Source organism: Flavobacterium bizetiae (genome assembly GCF_024271895.1).
GTDB classification, from domain to species: Bacteria; Bacteroidota; Bacteroidia; order Flavobacteriales; family Flavobacteriaceae; genus Flavobacterium; species Flavobacterium bizetiae.
The window spans coordinates 903937-927046 of sequence record NZ_CP091861.1; the positions used below are offsets into that span (position 1 = coordinate 903937).

25 protein-coding genes are annotated in these 23110 nt (G+C 32.8%); all 25 read right to left on the reverse strand.

All coding sequences use genetic code 11. The annotated features are described in order from the left end of the window. Nucleotides 1-40: 40 nt before the first annotated feature. The 25 genes from L0669_RS04115 to L0669_RS23695 all read right to left on the reverse strand — a co-directional run bounded on the left by L0669_RS04115 (nucleotide 41) and on the right by L0669_RS23695 (nucleotide 23078). Nucleotides 41-1210, reverse strand: a complete 1170-nt coding sequence (locus L0669_RS04115) for a beta-ketoacyl synthase N-terminal-like domain-containing protein (RefSeq protein ID WP_263761516.1) — start codon at nucleotides 1208-1210, stop codon at nucleotides 41-43. A gap of 128 nt (nucleotides 1211-1338) precedes the next feature. Further along, nucleotides 1339-2610 carry an adenosylmethionine--8-amino-7-oxononanoate transaminase gene (bioA, locus tag L0669_RS04120; RefSeq protein ID WP_263761518.1) on the reverse strand — a complete coding sequence of 424 codons (1272 nt, stop codon included), beginning with the start codon at nucleotides 2608-2610 and terminating at the stop codon, nucleotides 1339-1341. A 36-nt stretch (nucleotides 2611-2646) separates the two neighbouring features. Beyond that, on the reverse strand, nucleotides 2647-3264 hold the full coding sequence (bioD, locus tag L0669_RS04125; RefSeq protein ID WP_263761520.1) for a dethiobiotin synthase: 618 nt from the start codon (nucleotides 3262-3264) through the stop codon (nucleotides 2647-2649). Between the two features lie 179 nt (nucleotides 3265-3443). Continuing rightward, complete coding sequence (locus L0669_RS04130; protein WP_263761522.1) at nucleotides 3444-4058, reverse strand: hypothetical protein; 615 nt, start codon at nucleotides 4056-4058, stop codon at nucleotides 3444-3446. Then, complete coding sequence (locus L0669_RS04135; RefSeq protein WP_173969366.1) at nucleotides 4048-4551, reverse strand: RNA polymerase sigma factor; 504 nt, start codon at nucleotides 4549-4551, stop codon at nucleotides 4048-4050. Before L0669_RS04135 ends, L0669_RS04130 begins: the two co-directional genes overlap by 11 nt. Before the next feature lie 7 nt (nucleotides 4552-4558). Further along, the gene (locus L0669_RS04140; RefSeq protein WP_263761523.1) at nucleotides 4559-4780 is read right to left on the reverse strand and encodes a TraB/GumN family protein; all 222 of its coding nucleotides are present in this window, start codon (nucleotides 4778-4780) and stop codon (nucleotides 4559-4561) included. A gap of 56 nt (nucleotides 4781-4836) precedes the next feature. After that, nucleotides 4837-5034: a hypothetical protein gene (locus L0669_RS04145; RefSeq protein ID WP_263761525.1), complete on the reverse strand. Its 198-nt coding sequence runs from the start codon at nucleotides 5032-5034 to the stop codon at nucleotides 4837-4839. A gap of 396 nt (nucleotides 5035-5430) precedes the next feature. Further along, entirely contained in the window at nucleotides 5431-5832 is a 402-nt protein-coding gene (locus L0669_RS04150; protein ID WP_263761527.1) for a GxxExxY protein, read from the reverse strand. A gap of 41 nt (nucleotides 5833-5873) precedes the next feature. After that, a complete protein-coding gene (locus L0669_RS04155; protein WP_263761529.1) occupies nucleotides 5874-7010 on the reverse strand; it encodes an aminotransferase class I/II-fold pyridoxal phosphate-dependent enzyme in 1137 nt (378 codons plus the stop codon). Nucleotides 7011-7088: 78 nt separating this feature from the next. After that, nucleotides 7089-7727, reverse strand: a complete 639-nt coding sequence (locus L0669_RS04160) for an NAD(P)-dependent oxidoreductase (RefSeq protein WP_263761531.1) — start codon at nucleotides 7725-7727, stop codon at nucleotides 7089-7091. Nucleotides 7728-7967: 240 nt separating this feature from the next. Beyond that, a complete protein-coding gene (locus L0669_RS04165) occupies nucleotides 7968-8240 on the reverse strand; it encodes a hypothetical protein (protein ID WP_263761533.1) in 273 nt (90 codons plus the stop codon). Between the two features lie 26 nt (nucleotides 8241-8266). Then, nucleotides 8267-8551, reverse strand: a complete 285-nt coding sequence (locus L0669_RS04170; RefSeq protein WP_263761535.1) for a hypothetical protein — start codon at nucleotides 8549-8551, stop codon at nucleotides 8267-8269. Between the two features lie 255 nt (nucleotides 8552-8806). Further along, nucleotides 8807-9088 (reverse strand): F0F1 ATP synthase subunit delta/epsilon, encoded by a 282-nt coding sequence (locus tag L0669_RS04175; RefSeq protein WP_263761536.1) that lies wholly within the window; start codon nucleotides 9086-9088, stop codon nucleotides 8807-8809. Nucleotides 9089-9158: 70 nt separating this feature from the next. Continuing rightward, nucleotides 9159-10670 (reverse strand): F0F1 ATP synthase subunit beta, encoded by a 1512-nt coding sequence (atpD, locus tag L0669_RS04180; protein ID WP_047777068.1) that lies wholly within the window; start codon nucleotides 10668-10670, stop codon nucleotides 9159-9161. Between the two features lie 230 nt (nucleotides 10671-10900). After that, nucleotides 10901-12466, reverse strand: a complete 1566-nt coding sequence (locus L0669_RS04185; RefSeq protein WP_263761538.1) for a G-D-S-L family lipolytic protein — start codon at nucleotides 12464-12466, stop codon at nucleotides 10901-10903. Between the two features lie 88 nt (nucleotides 12467-12554). After that, nucleotides 12555-15371 carry a TonB-dependent receptor gene (locus L0669_RS04190; protein ID WP_263761540.1) on the reverse strand — a complete coding sequence of 939 codons (2817 nt, stop codon included), beginning with the start codon at nucleotides 15369-15371 and terminating at the stop codon, nucleotides 12555-12557. A gap of 302 nt (nucleotides 15372-15673) precedes the next feature. Continuing rightward, nucleotides 15674-16312, reverse strand: coding sequence for a tail fiber protein (locus tag L0669_RS04195; protein ID WP_263761542.1), 639 nt, complete (start codon nucleotides 16310-16312; stop codon nucleotides 15674-15676). Nucleotides 16313-16417: 105 nt separating this feature from the next. Next, complete coding sequence (locus L0669_RS04200) at nucleotides 16418-16606, reverse strand: hypothetical protein (protein WP_263761544.1); 189 nt, start codon at nucleotides 16604-16606, stop codon at nucleotides 16418-16420. Continuing rightward, nucleotides 16606-17646 carry a hypothetical protein gene (locus L0669_RS04205; RefSeq protein WP_263761546.1) on the reverse strand — a complete coding sequence of 347 codons (1041 nt, stop codon included), beginning with the start codon at nucleotides 17644-17646 and terminating at the stop codon, nucleotides 16606-16608. The genes L0669_RS04200 and L0669_RS04205 overlap by 1 nt, the downstream gene beginning before the upstream one ends. 8 nt (nucleotides 17647-17654) lie before the next feature. Next, nucleotides 17655-18749 carry a hypothetical protein gene (locus L0669_RS04210; RefSeq protein WP_263761548.1) on the reverse strand — a complete coding sequence of 365 codons (1095 nt, stop codon included), beginning with the start codon at nucleotides 18747-18749 and terminating at the stop codon, nucleotides 17655-17657. Between the two features lie 9 nt (nucleotides 18750-18758). Next, nucleotides 18759-19724 carry a hypothetical protein gene (locus L0669_RS04215; RefSeq protein WP_263761550.1) on the reverse strand — a complete coding sequence of 322 codons (966 nt, stop codon included), beginning with the start codon at nucleotides 19722-19724 and terminating at the stop codon, nucleotides 18759-18761. A gap of 1 nt (nucleotide 19725) precedes the next feature. Continuing rightward, nucleotides 19726-20649, reverse strand: a complete 924-nt coding sequence (locus tag L0669_RS04220; protein WP_263761552.1) for a hypothetical protein — start codon at nucleotides 20647-20649, stop codon at nucleotides 19726-19728. Nucleotides 20650-20652: 3 nt separating this feature from the next. Further along, nucleotides 20653-21393, reverse strand: coding sequence for a hypothetical protein (locus L0669_RS04225; protein ID WP_263761554.1), 741 nt, complete (start codon nucleotides 21391-21393; stop codon nucleotides 20653-20655). A 184-nt stretch (nucleotides 21394-21577) separates the two neighbouring features. Then, on the reverse strand, nucleotides 21578-21706 hold the full coding sequence (locus L0669_RS23660) for a hypothetical protein (RefSeq protein ID WP_302773894.1): 129 nt from the start codon (nucleotides 21704-21706) through the stop codon (nucleotides 21578-21580). A gap of 685 nt (nucleotides 21707-22391) precedes the next feature. Next, the gene (locus L0669_RS23695; RefSeq protein ID WP_425250475.1) at nucleotides 22392-23078 is read right to left on the reverse strand and encodes a CPBP family intramembrane glutamic endopeptidase; all 687 of its coding nucleotides are present in this window, start codon (nucleotides 23076-23078) and stop codon (nucleotides 22392-22394) included. Nucleotides 23079-23110 lie beyond the last annotated feature (32 nt).

Here is a 23110-nt window from a genome sequence, read left to right on the forward strand (position 1 = left end):
GAATGGATTTTTTGTTTTATACAATGTTATTCTGAAAATACTAATTGGTTTTTTCGATTAAAATACTAACAGCATTTCCGCCAAAACCAACTGCATTTATTAAAATTCTATTAATCGATTTTATCTGATTTTGTTTTGTTCCAAAAGGTACTTCAACGAAAGTGTCATGCTGAAACATTAACAATGCCAATTCTAAACTTAAAATTCCAGATGCTCCAAACGTATGTCCAATTTTCCATTTATTAGTCGTTAATAAAGGCATTTCTGGTCCAAAAACTTTTTCGATGGCGCGTAGTTCTGTTAAATCTCCTTTTATGGTTCCCGGAGCATGCATCACTATCGCATCCACACTTTCTAAAGGAATATCTTTTAAAGCCATTTTCATCGATTTCTGAAAACAAGTTGCTTCTGCTGAAATCGAAATATTGTGTTCTAAAATCTCAGTGGCATATCCAACACCTATTACATATGCAATGGCATTTTCTTTATCCCCTGCCTCTAAACAACAAACCCCTGCACCTTCACCTAAAATCATAGTATTTTGAGTTTTCTCAAAATCAAAAGCTAAATTAGGCCAAGAATCTTCATCCTGATTAATTCTTGAATAGATTTTTAAAGCCCGCATTTGTGCAATCGTAAAATCAGTCAAAGGCGCTTCACTTCCTCCTACCAAAAACTTATCTGCCATTCCGGACTTTAGCCAAGCAACGCCATTTAATAACGCATGAAGTGCAGTAGAACAGGTTATAGAATGAGAAATTTCGGGTCCAACACTTTGTAAATCATGAGCAATCCATGAAGAAATATTTCCTAAAGTAGTCGTTGGCGAAGCTAAAGTTTGTGCTTTACCGGTATCAATATATTCTTTGTAATGTTTTTCGAATAAATCTGTTGCACCTCGAGAGGAACCAATATTGATTCCGAAAATATCATCTGAATTCCATCCTGCTTGTTCAACTGCTTTTCGTGAAGCTGCTATCGCAAACAAAACCGAATCGTCAAGAAATTTATATTTAATATCTGACTCTCTTAATTCCGCTATTATTTGTTTCGATTCAGGATCAAGAGAAGCCACCGAAGTTTCTTGCTGATCTAAAAACTGCTTCGAAAAACAATGCTGATTGTCAAGATATTTTTCCCAAACTCCTTCAGAAGTATTTCCTAAAGGCGAAATAGAAGAGAAAGCCGTTATAGATATTTTATTATTCAATGTTGTGGATTTTTAATAGCAAAGTTCGTAAAAAACTAGAATATGAATTAAACCATATAAGTTATATAAGTTAACATAAGCATACATTTATTAAATGAACTTATATAAATTATATGGTTTACAAAAACTTATACCATTTCTATCGCTTCTTCAATTGTTTGATATACTTTACTAAGTTGTTCGTTTGTCATAATATATGGAGGCAAGATGTACACTATATTTCCAACCGGACGCAAAACAACTCCTTTATCAATAAAGAAATTATAAAGCTTTGTTCGCATAGATCCGTAATAACTTTCCTCAGAATCTGATTTGATTTCGACCGCAAAAATAACGCCTAACGTTCTGGCAGTAATTACTTTTGAATGCTTTTCGATTTTCTTCTGAAAGTTTAAATGACTCGCATTGATTCTTTTAATATTATCCTGCATTTCATCGGTTTCTAATAGATCAATACTTGCAAGAGCTGCTGCACAACCTGTAGGGTTTGCCGTAAAAGTATGTCCGTGAAATAGTGCTTTATTGATATCGTCATCATAAAAAGCATCAAAAACTTCTTGTGTAAAAGTGGTAATCGCCATTGGGATTGTCCCTCCGGTTAAAGCTTTAGAAAGACAAATCATATCCGGTTGTTCCGAAACATAATCCATCGCAAAGGTTTTTCCTGTTTTACCAAAACCTGTCATAACTTCATCGGCAATAGTCAACACTTTATTTTTTGAGCAAATCTGGATGAGTTTTGCCAAAGCTTCAGGTTCATACATTACCATTCCAGCTGCACCTTGTACCAAAGGTTCAAAAATAAAACCAGCACAATTATTATTTTCAATTACATTTTTTAAGGCATCAAAACTTTCCTGCTCTTTTCCTTTTACCGGAACCGGAATGCGAACGACATCTATAAACATTCCCTGAAAAGCTTGCGTATAAAATGAGATTCCACTTGCGGCCATTGCAGCAAAAGTATCTCCGTGAAAGGCATTTTCGAAAGCAATTATAGTGGTTCGCTTTTCGTTTTTATTAAAGAAATATTGCAACGCCACTTTTATCGCTACTTCAACGGCAGTTGAACCATTATCAGAAAAGAAGATTTTCTGCTGACTTTTAGGTAAAATCTCAATCAGTTTTTCGGCTACTTTTATAGCGGGTTCGTGCGTAAAACCTCCAAACAAAACATGTTCTAAAGTGGTTAATTGTTTGTAAATCGCATCGGCAATAAATTTATTACTGTGCCCAAACGGATTCACCCACCAAGATGCAATTGCATCAATATATTCCTTTCCATTTTCGTCCCAAAGTAAGACACCTTCACCTCTTGAAATTGCAATTGGAGCCTGAGCCGTTTTGTGTTGCGTATAAGGATGCCAAAGGTATTGGCTGTCTTTTTCTGTTAATGTCATCTGAATTTTAGATTTTAGATTGCTAATTTTAGATTCCTATAAAGCCAACAGGTTCTCTTTAAATAGTTCCGCGTATTCTTTAATTACATTTTGGTCGAAATAAGGCTCTTCGTCGATTCTGCCAATGCATTTTATTCCGGTTTTATTTAGAATTATACTTTCGGTCGATTTATTTTCGCTTCCGCTAAAGATAATTCCCGCAACTTTAAAACCTCTGTTTTGTATTGCTTCAATGGTTAATAAAGTATGATTGATGCTTCCCAAATAATGTCTTGAAACAACAATTATTTTATAATCAGGCTGAATTAAATCGATGATAGTTGCACTTTCATTTAACGGAACAAAAATTCCTCCTGCACCTTCAATCACCAAATGATTATCGGTTTTTGGTTCTTCAATTTTACTTAAATCAATTTTGATTCCGTCAATTTCTGCTGCTAAATGCGGACTTGCCGGCGTATTTAGTTTATATGCATTTTCGAAGATTTTAGATTTTAGATTGGAGATTTTAGATCTGATTTTATGACTATCCGAATTATCTAAATCTCCGGCTTGAATAGGTTTCCAATAATCAGCTTCTAAAGATTCAACAATAATAGAAGAAGCAATCGTTTTTCCAACATCGGTTGAAATTCCTGTTACAAATATTTTCATAATAAATAGACCACAGATAACACTGATTGAACACGTTAAAGCGGATTTTTTTTAAATTAATTGCCAACAACCAAAAGTAAATAATGGGTTTAAATCTTTTACACCCGTTTTATCTGTGGGCAATGATACAAAAATACCATTAAAAACAAAACCCATCATTAAGATGGGTTTGATTGTTTTTATTCTTCTTTTAATTCGTCAATGACTTTTTTGATTTCTTTCGCATATTTTCCATAATAAAAACTCACCCACCACTCTGTCAAAACACCAATAAGCAACATTGTTATCATGAAAATCACCACTTTTAATACTAATTTTTCATTTTCAAAATTCCCATTTAAAATTTCGGTTGAGCCAGGAGTTCCAAAAATCAAATAACCAGCCAGATAAATCATAAAAAAAGGAGCTAGTGCAAACGTAAAAGTTTTATAAAGCTGCATATTAAGCCTAATATCATAATAGGTTTCATACAAACTGTCTTTCGTTGTTAATGCTGCTTTATCCAATCTCTTATAAAATAGAAAAAGCTTAGACAAATAGTAAATACTTATTGCCGCCACGATTCCGTATATAAAATAATAAGGACCTACAAATTTTGACGGAAATTCATGATATAGTGGCAAAAAACCTATAACAACCAAAGCGAGAATCTGTCCAAAAAGTTCTTTACGTAAATTTCTTCTAATTTTATCCAAGGGCATATTGGCCGATTGTATTTTTTCTAAATTATTCGGAACAACAACATTATCTGTCTTTTCGTTATTCCATGCGTTTTGTATATCGTTAAAATCCATATCCTTGATTTTTTATTATTTCTTTTAATTTTTCTTTTGCTCTGTTTAATTTTACTCTGGCATTTCCTTCAGATATTCCCAGATTTTCGCCTATTTCTTTATGAGAGAATCCTTCGAGCTGATAGAAAATAATGGCTTTGTCGATTTTCTCCAGTTTCTGAACAGCTTTATAAAAATGATCGATCTGACTTTCTTTTATATGTGAATCTCCTTCATCGTCTTTGATATTTTCTGAGGCGATTTCGTATCTATCCACCTTTCGTTTTTCTTTCTTTAAGAAAACAATAGCCGTATTTACTGCGACGCGATACATCCAGGTCGAAAACTGACTTTCGTTTCTAAAAGAATCATAAGATTTCCAGAGCTGACAAACAATCTCCTGAAACAAATCTTGCTGATCGTCGTGATTGTCCATGTACATTTTAGAAACTTTGTAAAGTATTCCTTTATGACTTTCGATCCTTTTTAAAAATTCTTGTTCTTTCTCTTTCAAAACGATTTTATTTCGTTACTGGTTTTACTTTATATCCCGCTTTTCTCAATAAATTAATTACACCACTTTCACCAGCCAAATGTCCTACGCCAACTGCCACAAACAAACTTTCCTTTTTCATCATACCGCCCATTGTCTCAACCCAATCTTTATTTCTATCATCAAGTATCCATTTTTTGGCATTTTTGCTCATCACCTTTTCGCTTGCAAGATCATTAAAAACATCCAATTGATGATTATTTGATTGACTCTTTTGATTTTGTTTGATTGATGATTGACTATTAATTATGATTTACTATATTTTTTTCTTTGCCATGAAGCTAATGAAGCAAAAAAGAGACAGATCATAATAAGCAGAAAGTCTTTGTTGGGATGATTTAGCATAAATTGATTCACTAATGCGTATCCAAGTCCTGCTGAAGCAAAAAAAACAAATACATAATTAAACATTTTTTCGATAACTGAAGTTGAAGCTGTTTTCATAATAATTTGATTTTTAAGATTGTTGTTTTTGATTGATTTGATGATTAAAACTCCTTTTAATATTTATTACTTTTATTTTTATCCCACCAAATTACCATTGCCACAATAATTGAGACGATTAAAATGATACTTAGGATTTTAATTAAAAAGTAACTTACTCAACCTAAAAAGAATCCTATTGAAGCTAAACGGATATTATTAAGAATATTTCCTGTTGAAGAATTTGATTTTGATTTCATAATTATTTTGGTTTATTTGATTACGACTCGTAAGTAATCAAACAATCAAAACGTTACAAAAAAATTAAAGTTTTTCAGGAAATGAGCAAACACAAGGCGTTACGAAGAATTTTTACAACCTAAAATTGCAAAATACGCCCACAGATGAAACAGATTATCACAGATTTTTTATATTATACTTTCTATTATTGGTATAAACTAATCTTTTAAAATCCGGAGTTTCGCCAAAATTTAACACTAAACCAACTTCGATTTGAGTTGCTTTTAAATAATTCATTAATTGAGCAACATGCGAATTTATAAGATGTTCGCATGCTTTTAGTTCAACAATTATGGTATCTTCAACTAGCAAATCAGCATAAAACTCTCCAACTAATTGATTTTTAAAATATACTTTTATTTGTTTCTGAGCTTCAACTTTATATCCTTGTGCTATTAATTCAAAATACATTGCATTTTGATATACTTTCTCAAGAAACCCATAACCCAGCTGATTGTAAACATCATAAAATACTTGAAGAATTGGTTTAGATATTTCTTTGTGTAACAAATCAGCCATAATAATCTGTGTAAACCCGTAAAATCGGTTTTATCCGTGGGCTAAAATACGAAATTTCCTAACAATTCTAAAATCTGATTAATTTCTTCTTCTGAGTTATAGCTATGAATGCAAAAACGAAGACGCTCCTGCCCTTCCGGAACGGTTGGAGAAAGTATTGCCTTTACATCAAAACCTTTATCTTGTAGTTGTTGCGCTAATCGTTTTACGTTTTCGTTACCCGGAACGATGGCAGATTGTATGGCAGATTTACTTCGCACAAACATTGGCTTTAAGCCCAATAAATTCTTCTGCTGATTGAACAACACAATATTCTGACGTAATTTTTCGATTGTTGCTTTTTCAATTTCTAATTGCTGATAAGCAACTAAAATTGTCGCAACTGAATGTGGAGATAATCCGGTTGTATAAATAAAACTTCGGGCAAAGTTTATTAGATATTCTTTAAGTTCTGTACTTCCTAAAATTACTGAACCGTGACAGCCCAAACCTTTTCCGAAAGTCATAATTCGGGCAAAAATTCTATTATGTAAATTAAGATACTGGATCAAACCTTCCCCTTTTTCACCAAAAACGCCTAAAGTATGCGCTTCATCAACTATTAAATAACATTTGTACTTTTCTGAAAGTTCAACCAATTCCTCTAAATTCGGACTATCGCCATCCATAGAGAAAACTGTTTCAGTAACAATATAGATATTGGTATCAGGAAATTTTTGAATTAATCGTTCTAAATCTTCAAAATCATTATGATTAAATTTATACGATTTAGCGTTCGACATTATAATTCCGTCGCGAATAGAAGCATGACTTAATTCATCATACAAAATAACATCATTTCGCTGCGGTACAGCGCTAAAAAAACCAACATTGGCATCGTAACCCGAATTGAAGATTAAAGCCGATTGAGCGTTATGAAATTGAGCAATAAACTTTTCTGTTATTTGATATAACGAATGATTACCAGAAATCAATCGGGATCCGGTTGCGCCGTTTTGAATCATTTCATTTTCGACTAAATAATGATGTGCTAATCTGAAAATAGTTTCAGATCTGGAAAATCCGATATAATCATTAGAAGAAAAATCGACACGATTATTAAAACCAGGCAATTGTCGCAAAGAATTATTTTGCTTACGATCGTCTAGCTTTTGAATCAGGTTTGCTGGTAATTTCATAAAAGCAAAGTTATGAAATTGAAGTTGATATTATATAACAGCGGGAGTTTGATCGCCCGCTGCTTTTAATCTAATTTTTTAAACTGCACTTACAAAAGGCGATTGTTGACTAAATTTTGATTCTGTCATTTCCCGAATCATAAATTGCGCAATATTTATTGCACTAATTTTATCTCCCAAACAATCTTCGACATTTACTACAATCTCAGAACTTAGATCTGCAAACTCTATAAACGGAACGCGAACCTGAGTCCAATTAAGATGACTTTCAACCAAAAAATCATAAGCCTTTTGGCGGTCTTCCTGAATTATCGGAAAATTAGCTTTCATCCAATCTGTTGCCGTTTGGGTTTTCTCGCTTTTTTTATCAAATGGAGTATCGATATTTAGTCCCGCCAATAACAAATAGCGTTCAATTCCGTAATTACTCATTACCTGCAAAATGTTTTGAGTAGCTACACTTGCAACCAAAGGTTCGTCTTTCCGTTGCCCAATTGTGCTTAGAACTGCATCGCAATCTTTTAGCAATGATTGTATAGATTCTAAATCAAGCGCATCGCCTTTGATTATTTTGATTTGATTATTTTGAATAGAAAAGCTTTCCGGATTTCTTAGCAAAAGTTTTATACTAAATCCTTCTTTTAATAACTGGTTTACAAGATAATTTCCAGTTCTTCCTCCACCGCCTAACACGGCAACTTTTTTTATATTTTTCATATATTCTTTATAAAATTTGACATAAATAAATACGTCTTATCAGGTTGATAAAACGAAATAATAAAAGCTTACTGAGCCTTTATAAATGATCAATATTTTATAAAGAGATTCTAATAGTCCAAATATAACACAAAAAAAGCCATTCGGTTGAGTGAATGACTTTTTCATTTATTTCGCAATTATTATACTGTTCTTATGTAATAGAACAAAAACACTATTTATTGCAAATTTCTATTTGCACTAGAAAATTGTATAAGTAACAGTAGTGGTTGTGGTACTTTTAATTATAAAATTGGTACTAGTTGGCAGACCTCGCGCCACAATATCACGCTCGATAGTAAAAATAGGCGACTCACAACAACTATTCCACGGAATGGTATACGTAGGGCCAGCTATTTTAACTTCTTTTTGGTTATTTTTTAAAGGCTTAATAACATCATTAGAAACTGAAGTCAATGACATTGTACCGAAACTTAATGCTACTAAAAGCATTACTGAAAAGATTTTTTTCATAATATATTTTTTTATTTTTTAACAGATTAATTGATTTTATAAGTTACAGTAGTACTGGTAGTACTTAAAACAGTGTAATTAGTTGGCGGAAGTCCACGCTTAATAAGATCTCGTTCGACCGCACTAAGAGGCGACTCGCAACAAATTCCTAACCACGGCGCCGTGTAAGTTGCACCAAATACAACATTTGCAACTGCAACTTTTTGTTGATTTTTTATTGAAGAATTAGCAACATCATTAAAACTTGTACTTAATGACATTGTTCCAAAACCTAATGCTATTACTAGCATTCCTAAAAAAGCTTTTTTCATAATAAAATGTTTAAGTGTTAATATACTTACAAATATATCAGGTATATGAAAAAATCCTTACACATTTTTCGCTCTGTTTTTGTGTATTTTGTTAATTTTCTGACATTTAAATTGCATTGACTTCGAAATCATTAAAGAATAACAAAAAATTAACTTAAACAAAAGCGCTTTCGCAAACCTATTCTTGCTGCAAAAAGCGCATAAAAAAAGCCAGACATCACTGTCTGGCTTTTTTTCAATTATTTTGAAATTGTCTTAGTCAACTAAAACAATTACTTTATTGTCTTTCATCTCGATTGTTCCTGATTCAATCTCTAATGTATAAGTCTGGTCGTTTACTTTCGTAAATTTACCTGCTACTTCTTTAGAAAAATTAAAACTTGGTGCTGCAATCTTTACAGTTCCTTTTTCAAGAATAGAAACAATAGGAGCGTGATTATTCAATATTTGAAAGCTTCCATCAACTCCAGGTAATGTAACAGATGTTACTTCTCCTGAAAATAATTTTGCTTCTGGTGATACTATTTCTAAAATCATCTTTTTTTAGTTTACAGTCTCAGCTAACAGTCTCAGTACTGAATACTGCGACAGAATACTGAAAACTAGATTATGCTTCAGCCAACATTTTTTCTCCAGCTTCGATAGCGTCCTGGATAGAACCTTTCAAGTTGAAAGCTGCTTCTGGAAGATGATCTAACTCACCGTCGATAATCATGTTAAATCCTTTGATAGTATCTTTAATATCTACCAATACTCCAGGAATACCAGTAAATTGTTCTGCTACGTGGAAAGGCTGAGATAAGAAACGTTGAACACGACGTGCTCTTGATACTGATAATTTATCTTCTTCAGATAATTCTTCCATACCTAAGATCGCAATAATATCTTGCAATTGTTTGTATTTTTGAAGAATTTCTTTTACTCTTTGTGCACAGTCGTAGTGCTCATTTCCTAAGATTTGAGGAGTTAAAATTCTTGAAGTAGAATCTAACGGGTCAACCGCTGGATAAATACCTAACTCAGCAATTTTACGAGACAATACAGTTGTTGCATCTAAGTGAGCAAATGTTGTTGCTGGCGCCGGGTCAGTTAAGTCATCCGCAGGAACGTAAACCGCTTGTACAGATGTAATAGATCCTTTGTTTGTAGATGTAATACGCTCTTGCATAGCTCCCATCTCTGTTGCTAGAGTTGGTTGGTATCCTACTGCAGAAGGCATACGTCCTAAAAGTGCTGATACCTCAGAACCTGCTTGTGTAAAACGGAAGATGTTATCAACGAAAAACAATACGTCTTTACCTTGATCAGTTCCAGCTCCATCACGGAAATACTCAGCGATAGATAATCCTGAAAGTGCTACACGAGCACGAGCTCCAGGAGGCTCATTCATTTGTCCGAAAACGAAAGTAGCTTTAGACTCTCTCATTCCTGGCATATCTACTTTAGATAAATCCCATCCTCCATTTTCCATAGAGTGCATGAAATCATCACCGTATTTAATAATCCCTGACTCTAACATCTCACGAAGTAAGTCATTTCCTTCACGTGTTCTTTCACCTACTCCTGCGAATACTGAAAGTCCACCGTGACCTTTTGCGATATTGTTGATCAACTCCTGAATCAATACTGTTTTACCAACACCTGCACCACCAAACAATCCAATTTTACCCCCTTTTGCGTAAGGCTCAATCAAATCGATTACTTTGATACCTGTGAATAAAACTTCAGATGAAGTTGACAGATCTTCAAATTTAGGAGCTTGTCTGTGAATAGACAAACCGTTTTCTCCTGTTTTTGGCAAGTTTCCTAAACCATCAATTGCATCTCCAATTACATTGAATAATCTTCCATATACGTCTGGACCGATTGGCATTTGGATTGGATTTCCAGTTCCAACTACCTCATATCCTCTTGACAAACCATCTGTAGAGTCCATAGAAATGGTACGCACAGTGTTTTCACCGATGTGAGATTGTACTTCTAGAACTAACAATGTTCCGTCTTTTTTAGTGATTTCTAGTGAATCATAAATTTTTGGAAGTTCAACATCCTTACCGTTGAAAACTACGTCAACTACTGGTCCAATGATTTGAGCAACTTTTCCTATTACTTTTGACATTACTTATGTATTTATTAAATAGCTATTTAGGTTTATCGAAAATACCCTCTTTTTCAAAGCGCAAAGATAATTTTTTAAAATATAAAATCAATATTTTTTTTATAAAAAATACCATGATTTTGTTTGATTCATAAATCTAAGGCTTCAAATATCTAAAAAAGCATTTTTTAACAAAATAAAAAAAGCCACTACATCTTGACAATGAGTGGCTTTTTAGTTAAAATTTAATCTTATTGAATCGTTAACGGATATTGAATTGGATATGTTCCTAAATCTACATGACGCAACGTCGAACCATATTTTGCATTAATGGCATCTATAAAAATATTAGCAATCAAACCATAACCTCTTGGACTAGGGTGTACACCATCCAGAGAAAAGGCTCCTCCAACTGCATACGAAGAAGTCATTGTAAAGTTCCCGAAGCGAATTCCTCCACTAGACAACTTAGTCATTACACCCCTTGTATCTACCAATGCCAATCCTTTTGCATCTGCAGCAGCAGCAATTATTGTATTATAAGCATCTGTAGCCACTCTAATTTCAGCAATTTCACTCGGAATTAATACATGTTTGTCTTGTAATGGATATGATACTCCAAATGCATTTAATGGATAAGGCGGAGCAATTCCAACACCAGAATCAGCAGCAGTTGGCGCCGCACCAATAGCAGCTCTTGTTGTTAACAATACCAAATCTGTAACTTTAGCTTGTCTTGCCTGCCCGAATATCGCTCCATAAAAAGCTGCAGTTTGCGCTCCTAATGTTGGCGTAAATGCGGTTGTCAGCTGAGCAGCCAGATTAGGCAATGTTTCATCTTTGATCAATACCGGACTTGTAGAAGTTTCAGACAACAAATTAATTCTATCACCTGCACTAAAAACCGTTAAAGCTGCTTTTAGCGGACCATATAACTGTGCATTAAGCAATTTAATTGTTGCCAATCCAACAGCTTCATTATCTTTCCCTATTGATTTTGCCGTAAGCGGATTATAAGGTACTGTTGTAAAGTGTGGCAACGTTGTAATGTACGGTAAATTAGCCACTACTCCTTTTGCACCATTAGAAGTCAAAGTATTAACGAGTGTATTGTAGGCAAAGCTAAAAGTTGCAGTTGGCGTAATATCATCTCCTAAAACCGGATCCTGAGAAGTAGGCACACCACCATTTGTAGCATACCCCAAAACATCATTACCTCCTATAAACAAAGAGAAGAATGTTGGAGCCTGAGCCATGGCATCAGCCAGAATACTTGTGGTAGGCGAAGAAGAAAAACGCGCAAAATAAGGATTTGCTGTAGCAGGAGTTGCAAAAACACCTGCAAGATTTCCGTATCCAGGCGCTAACAAATGAAAACTTTTTGCTCCAGGAACACCCATATTACTAAAAGCACCTGTTAAACGTGCCGTTATAGCCGTTCCCGAAACTCCAGGAACATTTACAGGAGTTCTTGTAACAGGCTCAAAAATAAACCTTGTTGGAAATTTAGGAATTTGCACACCACCAGAAGAAAATCCACCAGTATTGTCTAACATAAAAGGAGTTGTAAAAGCACCACCACCAGCGGCCGCAAATTGTTGCGACAATATATTGGTATAAGCATTACTCTGCCCTTTTGCAAACAACGCTCCATCACTGTAACCTGCCGCAAAAGAATCCCCAAGTGCTACATATTTCGTAAAAACTGCTGTTCCCGGAACAACAGGTACTTCTGCCGGCTCATCATTACTATCATCATTATTACACGCTACAACGATTAAAGAAACCAGTAGTAGCCATTTTATATTTTTTTTCATGTTGTTAACTTTTAAAATTATTAGCTCTTTCTTAATTTGTAAGTCATAAAAAGAAAGAAAAACATTTCGACCGAATCATCATTTTCATTTACGGATTAATCACCCATGAAGCAAACCACATTTGACCAATCATACCTGCACCCACTACCTGAAGATAATCTTTTCCAAAAAGATTCGTTGCTCCAACCTTGATAACAGATTTCAATTTTGGAATACCATAATTAATCTGAGCATCAAGAACTGTATTTTCCGGAATCATACCATCTCCAAAAGAAGATTGCCATAAGTATTCCGTGTTCCATCTTACATTAACATTAAAACCTAAATTTTTAGCGACTTTAGCATTACCAAAAGATCCTTTAATTCTATGTTTTGGCGTATTAAATCCAGCAACAAAACTTGGATCTTCTTTCTGATCAAAATTAAATTGAGCATAATTATAATTAACTCCTAATTCAAAATCTTTATATACTTTTTTAGACAAACCAATTCCAGCACCAAATGATGTGATCTGAGCAGTAGTATTAGTATAAATTTGATAAACTCTTCTGTCTCCAAAAGCAAGGGCAGCATATCCTAACTGAACATTAGGATCTGCAGAATTAGTTCCCACTACCCCATAGTAAGGTGTAATAACTCTTGAAGTATTCATAAAGTCATTATAAATATTGTAGTATGCATTGATATCAATCGACAAATCATTTTGCACTACTGTACGATATCCTACCTCAAAAGCATGCACTTGTTCCGGTTTTACCAAACTAGGATTGGCAACTTTAAGATCAGCAGGATTTGCAGAAGCAGCAAATGCCTGAACAGAAGTTAATGTATATGAATTTTCATAAGCACTACGTCCTGACAAATTAACCGTTGGCCCTACGTTAGCGCCCGGTATAGCCTGCCCGGCAAGACTCACAGGTTGTGTTTCCTGAAAACGATCTAAGTTATCCGGTGCAGACCCAACTAATGCAAAAGGCCCTAAATCTAAACCAATATATTGATCCTGAGTTGTTGGATTACGAAAACCTGTTTGATAAGATGCTCTGAAATTATGTCTTTTTGATTCACCTGCAGCATATACAAAAGATACTCTTGGCGAAACATTTCCATCAAAATTCTGACTTTTATCATAGCGAACAGATCCTGTAAATTTCAATCTGTCATCCAGCCATTTTTTTTGTAATTGAACATAAGCTCCATATTCTTTATATTCGATTGGACCATCATAATCTGTAAAGATAGTCCCTTCTGAATCCATGATATATTTTCTCCATGAACCTCCTACCTGAATTTCAGCAAATTTGACAACATCTCTCAAGTTGTAGTTTAAATCTGAATGATACAATTTTGAGTGATCAATAAATTTAGCCCCCTGAGTTAAATCAGGATTAGAAATAACAGTTGCAAGCGCATTATTGAATTGTGCAGAACCCGGCTCAAATCTAGCTGATCTTGGTGCGCTTGGATTTTGCGGATCAATATTTGGTACTAATGGTAAATTTGGAGAAACATTATAGTCGGCAAAATTTCTCGCATAGTTAGAAGCGTCAGTTGCATTAAGACCAAGTACTGCCGAAGACAATTGATAAGCAGTTCCGTAATCTGTAAACCAGTTTTTATCTGATTTTGCTAACCTGTTAACATTCCATCCGGCAAATCTCATATCATAAGAATTTCCAGCATCCTCACTTGTAAAATAAACCCTTCCAAAAAAGTTTTTCCCTTTTATTTCAATTTTCCCTTGTTGCATCAAAAAATCTTTCAAAGCATATCTGTTTGCTCCCTGATAAATTGTACTTCCTGTACCAATTTTATATTGTAGTATAATTTCAGTATCATCTGCCCAAGGTTTAATATGAGCACTAAAGTCAGCTTTCATACTCTTAACCTTATTATCAGTTAAATCCTGCTCACGATATCCAGTTCTACTCACCTGTCCAACATTTGGAATAAAGGTGGTAATCTCATCTCCATATATATTTAAACCGTCGTAATTAGGATTATTAGCATGTCCAACAGAACCACCAGTCATACTTCTTGTATCAGCCGCGATCCACTCAGAAGCTTCCATATAAGTGAAATTTGCCTTCATAGCAAAATGCTTGGTAAATGCTTTGGCTGCCCTGATTCCAAAATCATTGTAGTCATTAGTTCCGGCAGCATTTTGATTTGTTTGCCCGTATTTGTAGTAAACGCTTATTCCTTCATTAGTAAAAGGGCTTTTACTACTCATAAACATAATACCGTTAAAAGCATTCGCACCGTACAATGCAGAAGACGCTCCAGGCAAAAGCTCAACACTAGCCACATCAATATCAGAAATACCAATTAAGTTACCTAGCACAAAATTCAACGCTGGTGACGAATTATCCATCCCGTCAACTAACTGCATAAAACGCGTATTTGCCACCGTAGCAAATCCACGAGTATTTATCGATTTAAAAGAAATACTACTGGTATTAAAGTTAACTTCTTTTAAATTTTCTAAACCATCATAAAAAGTAGGTGCTGTTGTATTTTTAATTTCCTGAAGCCCCATTCTTTCAATAGTAACCGGAGATTCAATTACACGCTCAGGAGTTCTTGAAGCCGAAACCACAATTTCATCTAATTTTGTTTCTTCATCTTTTAAAACCACATTGATTTTTTGACTTAACGAAGTAACATTAATTGTTTTACTCTCGAATCCAACTGCCGAAACCTTAATGGTAAAAGGCAGCTTAGCGGAAGTATTTAATTTAAATGAGCCATCAAAATCGGTAGATGTTCCTGTAGAACTTCCTACTAAATTGATATTGGCACCAGGAATAGATTGTTTGTTACTATCAGTAACAGAACCAGTAATTGTATTCTGCGCAAAGGATATTCCGCTGAAAAACAACATAATTAGCAAATACACTCTCATTTGGATTTGTTTTTGGTTAGTTTATATAGCCAAAATACAAATATTTTTGATATTAATAAAAAAATGTTAAAAAAAATAAATATTCTATATAAATTTAGTTACAATTTTAACTATTTATCAATTACATTTCTTCAATTAAAATCAAAAAATAAACTCAATAAACGCAAAATACTATGCATACATATTATTTTTAATTAAAAAAATAAGGATTTAATAAAAATTAAGCATAAAGAAAAAACATATGGCAATAAAAAAAAGCGAGATATAAATCTCGCTTTTTTAACAAATCAACTTTCTTTAAATTATTTAGAAATAGCTTCTACTTTTTCTAATCGACTTTTTAAATCAATAATTTGCTTATTTTGTTCAATAATATACAATGCTATTCCCTCAATTTTCTGTAATAATTTAGCATTCATTTCCCCCAGATTAATACCATCCTTCAAAACTTCTGCTTCACTTGGAATATTTTCTAAATGACCTTTTTCTACGATATGTTTTTCGACCTCTTCAAGGGTTGGTAGATTGTATTCTTTTTTGAAAACAAAATCTGACCAACCTTCCATATCTACTTTTACTTCTTTTGAATGGATTGTTCCGTTTACGTCTAATTTATTTTTTGGTACTGTTGTCCCTATACCCACATTACCATTATAATTTATTCTCATTCTCTCGGTTTGGATCGCTCCACCAGTTGTAAAAATAGTGGAAGAATTATTAGCCGTATTCGGCCCGATTCTCAAATCTCCTCCATTAGCCCCCATAATATCATTAACATAAAAAAGAGATGTAACACGTGCTTTGCCATTAACATCCAGAGATACACTAGGAAAAGATGTTCCAATTCCAACATTTCCACTGATACTTTGATCTCCAATAAAATTATTTTTCCCTCTAGTTGCCAACTCAACCCATGCTATAACGGGTGAAGACAAATCCACTGCGACAATTTTTCTAAAAAATAACCTATCATTTATTGTAAAAGAGGAAGCGATCTGAAGTTGGAAGTTATTATTAGTTTCCGTATGACGGGCAACAAATAAATGCTACCACACATTACTTTGATCGGGTGCCATACCAGTTGTATTAGAATTTAAACCATTATAAATGCCTGATTTAATTGGCGCCGAAAAGTTCGGAATATTTGTTGGCGCATATCTCTCTCCTATTTGCTGCGCAGAAATCATGTAAGTTGTAAAAAAGAATAATGTGATTATAGAAAGTTTTAAATTCATTATTGTGTTTTTTTAGATAATAGTATAGTTTTTAAATTATTTATTTCCCTTGTTTGCTTTTCATTATCTTTTTTCATTTCAATCATATAAAGAGTTAACTCCTCAATTTTCTGCAACAACTTAGCATTCATTTCGCCCAAACTAATTCCGTTTTTCAAAACCTCTTCTTCACTTGGAACATTTTCTAAATGACCCTTTTCTAGAATATGTTTCTCTACTTCTTCAAGTGTTGGTAAATTATATTCTTTTTTAAAGACAAAATCTGACCAGCCTTGCATATCTACTTTTACTTCTTTCGAATGGATTGTTCCTTTCACATCAAGTTTATTTTTTGGATTTATCTCTCCTATACCAACATTACCATTTGATGAGATCCTCATTCTTTCTTGTAAATTTGCAATTGATGGATTATCAATATCTCCTTCCCAGCCTGAATAAAAAGCTAACGCTTTTCTACCATAATTTTGATCGTTAACCCCTCTAAAAGCCACTCCATTATTAGTTTGATATCCACCTGTTAAAAGTAAATATGGAGTACTAGTATTATTATTACCCGCAACTGCATGAATTCTCAGTCCTGCATCAGAGTTAGAGGCGTTTATCTGCAATGTTTTTTCTGGAGCATTTGTGCCAATTCCATTATTGCCAGTTCCGGTAATTCTCAAATTTCCTGAAGATTCAACATCACTTTTGGAGTCTAAAAGGTAACGCCAACTTTCCCACGTATCCTGACCATAAAAAGCACTTCTGTAAAGTATCCTTGCGCCGTTCCAGGTATTATCAAAATACAATTGTGAAACTAAATGTGACACTTTTCCACTTATCTCTAATAATGATCCATAATTAGTGGGCGCACCAACACCATTGTAATTATCCCATAATTTTACAGACATAGGATTAACACCAGCCCTTGGAGGACTTGCAAAATCTTTTTGATTCTCGCTCCAATTCAAACTATTATGTCCTAAATTACCATCAAAGGTTTGACAATAACAAATAGAATTAAGCATTATAATAAATAAGAACAATATTTTTTTCATAAAATTATTTATTTCAATTTTTCTTCAATTTTAGATAGCCTTTCAAAAACATTTTTAAAAGTTTTATTTTCTTTTTCTAATGCATCAATTCGTAAAGATTGTTTATTATTTTTCTTTTCCTGTTCAATTGTATAAAGAGTCAGCTCTTCATTCTCTTTCTTCATCTCAATCATATAAAGCGTCAACTCCTCAATTTTCTGCAACAACTTTACATTCATTTCTCCCAAGTTAATTCCATTCTTCAAAACTTCTGCTTCGCTTGGAATATTTTCTAAATGCCCTTTTTCTGCAATATGTTTTTCTACTTCATTAAGAGTTGGCAAATTATATTCTTTTTTAAAAACAAAATCTGACCAGCCATCCATATCTACTTTTACTTCTTTTGAGTGAATTGTGCCGTTTACATCCAGTTTATTTTTAGGGTCACTAATACCGATACCTACATTACCATTAGTTAAAATAGACATCTTCGAGTTATAATTAGTTATCAAATGTAAAGGATGATCACTTTCAGTCCCTAAAAAGCCACCACCGCCATACCACGAAGAATGCGAAAAAATTCCAACTTTATAATTAGAATTTAAAGACGTTGCTAAAATCTTAGAACTACTAACTCCGGCAACGTCTAATACTTTACCCCAATTCTGATCATTCGACGGATTAGCTACTCCGATTCCCAAATTACCAGTTATATAATTAGCCCCAGCTCCATTTATTTTTAATGTTCCTGAAGATTCAACATCACTTTTAGAATCTAAAAGATAACGCCAACTCTCCCAGGCATCCTGACCATAAAAAGCACTTCTATAAAGTATCCTCCCACCATTCCAGGTATTATCAAAATACAATTGCGAAACTAAATGTCCCACTTGCCCACTTATCTCTAATAATGAACCAAAGTTTGTAGGTGCCCCCGCTCCCATTCCATTGTAATTATCCCATAATTTTACAGACATAGGACTCACACCAACTCTGGGCGGACTTAAAAAATCTTTTTGATCTTGATTCCAATTCAAACTTTTAGACCCTAAATTACCATCAAAGGTCTGGCCATACGAAAACAAATTATATAATCCTATAAATAAAAATAATGTTTTTTTCATTAGAGCATTTTACTTTAATTTTTCTTCAATTTTAGACAACCTTTCAAAAACATTTTTAAAAATTTGATTTTCATTTTCTAAGGCTTCAATTCGTAAAGATTGTTTATTATTTTTCTTTTCTTGTTCAATTGCATAAATCGTCAACTCCTCAATTTTCTGCAATAACTTTGCGTTCATTTGCCCCAAATTAATTCCATTTTGTAAAACTTCTTTTTCACTTGGAATATTTTCTAAATGACCTTTTTCGGCAATATGTTTTTCGACTTCATCAAGAGTTGGCAGATTGTATTCTTTTTTAAAAACAAAGTCAGGCCAGCCATTCATATCTACTTTTACTTCTTTAGAATGGATTGTTCCGTTTACATCTAGTTTATTTGTTGGATTTGTAGTTCCAATTCCTACATTACCGCCTTCAGCTTGGATGATTAAATCACTCCATGCATTTAATTGAGAGTTATGCGCACCGAACCAAGATTTACCATTATATTCTCCCATTACAATAGCATTTAAATCCCCAGATGCAACAATTCTTCCTCGCCAAATACCCGTTGATAATCCAATTTCTTTCACTAATAATTTAGTTTGATAACTCGCTGTTTCTTCTGCTCCAATACTTACATTTCCTCCTTCATCAGCTATCAATATTTTTCTCCATCCACCCCATTGTCCATCTAATGGATAAGCATTTCTATAAAAAACACCACCATCGTTTAAATTAAGTTGATGATTTTTTCCTCCACTATTGTCTGTGTTTTCCCACGGGAAAAAAGTTAAATTAGTTGAATACATTCCAGAACCTGGAACTCCGATAACACCTCTTAATTTAAAATCAGCCTTGATGCTGAATTCAGAAAAATTTGGTAAATCATTTACATCTCTAGTATCACTTATAATTAAAGAAGATAGAGACTGTGAATAAACTTTACTATTAACTGTAAATATTAGAAACGAAATTATAAATATTGCTGTTTTCATATTATTCTCTTTGTTTTAATTTTACAATATCATTCTTCATATTTTCATTATCTTTTTTCATCTCAATCATATAAAGAGTCAACTCCTCAATTTTTTGCAGCAACTTAGCATTCATTTCTCCCAAATTAATTCCGTTTTGCAAAACTTCTTTCTCGCTTGGAATATTTTCTAAATGACCTTTTTCTGCAATATGTTTTTCAACTTCTTCAAGTGTTGGTAAATTGTATTCTTTTTTAAAAACAAAGTCTGACCAGCCCTCCATATCTACTTTTACTTCTTTTGAATGGATTATCCCGTTTACATCAAGTTTATTCTTGGGGTTTAGTTCTCCTATACCAACATTACCATTCGTCAATAAAGACATTTTTACATTATAATTAGTGATTAAATGTAAAGAGTGATTACTCTCTGTACCAACAAAACCACCACCCCCGTACCAATTTGTATTATGCGAAAAAATACCAACTTTATACAATGCATTTTCTGACGTTGCTAAAATTTTTGAATCATGTATTCCAGCAACATCCAATACTCTACTCCACCCTTGAATATTTGAAGGATCAGTTGTTCCGATTCCTAAATTACCTTCGATACTTTGATTCCCAATAAAATCATTCGCTCCTTTAGTTGCCAATTCAATCCAAGGATTCCAAAAATTTGCATCTCCATTTCTGGTTCTAAAAGAAATGCGATTACGCCAATAATCACTACTTATCTGCGTATCGTAATTATTAGTAAATCCACCATAACTAATAAGGGAACCATTCCACGGAGTTCCAGCAGATGCATAGGAAAAAACATAACCTCCTCTAAAATCATCAGCAGTTCCTGAAAGCCAGATATGAGAAGTTGGTTCTAATTTTTGTGCCTGTATAGTAACAACAAATGAAAATATAAAAAACATACTTAATTGAATCTTTTTCATAATTTATTTCAATTTTTCTTCAATTTTAGACAAACGTTCGAAAATATTTTTAAATGCCTCATTTTCTTTCATAAGTAATTCGATCTGCAAAGATTGTTTATTATTTTTCTTTTCTTGTTTAATCGTATATAGAGTCAGCTCCTCAATTTTCTGCAACAATTTAGCATTCATTTCTCCCAAGTTAATCCCATCTTTTAAGACTTCTTCTTCACTTGGAATATTTTCTAAATGACCTTTTTCTGCAATATGTTTTTCAACTTCTTCAAGTGTTGGTAAATTGTATTCTTTTTTAAAAACAAAATCAGACCAACCATTCATATCTACTTTTACTTCTTTGGAATGGATTGTACCATTAACGTCTAGCTTATTTGTTGGGTTTGTAGTTCCGATACCAACATTGCCCCCAAATGAAGCACCACTAAAAAAATTTGTTTGACTACCATCTCCTGGTACGTACAGTAAAGTACGTAAAGGACCATCATATCTTTTTGCTATAATTTCAAAGCCTTGATCATATCTCCAATCATCAGTTAAGTAAACCCTAAGGCGTGAATTACCATTATCAACATTTCCTATAGATTCAGTTCTAATAAAATGAGATTCACCCCAGCCATTAAATACTAATGAATTGCCAATATATCCTTGGGTACCTAAAGTCACGTTATCTGTGAGCGACAAATCATTTTGCGCTAGAACTAAGCCCGTGCCACATAAAAGAAAAAACATTGTAAAGATTATTTTCATACCTATTAATTTTAATTTTTTAATTTAAACTTCTTTTCTGGAAATTCTTTACCTTAATCCCTACCTAGCTCAAAAAGTTTACATCTTTAGACCAATTTCGGCTATATTTTTTATGTTATCTATATTTTTTTATTCCAAAATTTATCCCCGCTCCTGCACGAATCCTTTCTTGTGGTGCGCTTACTTAAATATCAAACATTATAAAAACTATAACATCATCAATAAGTCCTTTTTGATAAGAATAATCACTTGCACTGCTATAAAAATAATCTTCTGTCTGTACATCCTTCTTCAAAAGGATTGGTGTGAACATCGTTAATCTTTTGTTGAATAACTTTATTACTCCCGAGCTCTATTGATTTGTTATCATGTCTCCAAAATTGATAATATTTCACATTAGCCCATTTCTCTGGTTCATTCTTAAAATCCAGCAAAAATTCTCTCCAGCTTTCTTTTGAATTTTCCTGTATACTTTTTACAATTGACCTACTAGTAAATCTCTTTAAATCACATATTAACAATTGAGGATTTTGACTGTTTACACTCCAAAAAAAAGCACATGATTTGTCATAATGTAGGAGGCGTGAATTTCTAATCCTTTATTTTTCTGGCAAAACTCTAAATTTTCCAAAAACAAATCTTTATATTCATTTCTTGTAAATACATCTAACCAGCCTATAACCGCAAAGCTTATAAAATATAAACCTTCAGGATTATGAAATTTATAATTCTACTATTTTTTTTTAAGTACATTCATAATAACACCAAAAGCTAAACTTTAATTAGCATGAGACCATACGAAATGATTCGTGCGGGAAGGGGGAACACTTGAATCATCTCCAATCATCACTTTTTAACTGAACCACCAGAAACTGTTCCAAAAGCAATCATACCTAAACCTCTATACCTGAAAGAAAAATCATTTCCACATTAAAAATAAATCAAGTAAATTTTCAATAATTATTTTAAGCCAATTTTTCTTTTTTTTCAATTGTTCCTTACTTTCTTTCATTACAATATTGATTTAATTTATCATCATTTATTTTAACTAGAGCAAATACAACCAGAATAATTAAAACTGATAGAATTATAAAAAGTGATATTGATTTAGATAAATAACTAATCAAATTTGTAATTGACAAAAAATTATTTAAAACATGTAAAATAATAGTTAGGCAAATATTTCTTGTTTTTAAATATACCCAAGAGAGAAATATACTTAATAAAAACACATAGAGAAGTGATGAATTAGTAATGAAGTGGATCAAGGTAAAACCTACAGATAAAGTAAGAATTGAATTAGTTTCTGGTTTTGTTTTGACTAAACTGATTAATAAATATTTCCTAAAAATTAGCTCTTCCAATATTGGATATAGTACTAAAACTTTGACAATCTCAAATTTATTTAAATACGAAAATGTCAAAAAGTTATCATTTACAATTATAAACGATGTACATAAAAAATAAAGACTATAAAAACAAACAACAAACAGTAGATAGTAAATCAAATTAAAATTAACTTTTAAATTAATTAAAGAAACCGGTTCAGACTTAATAATTGAATAATAAAGTACTAAAAATAAATCAAAACTAATTATCAAAAAACCATTTAAACTATAATGGAAATCTAAATATGAAATAAATGCAAGTACAATAACTACCAAAAAAAAATAGATTCTTTTCATTATTTATTTTTAAAATTATTTTCACTAAAAGT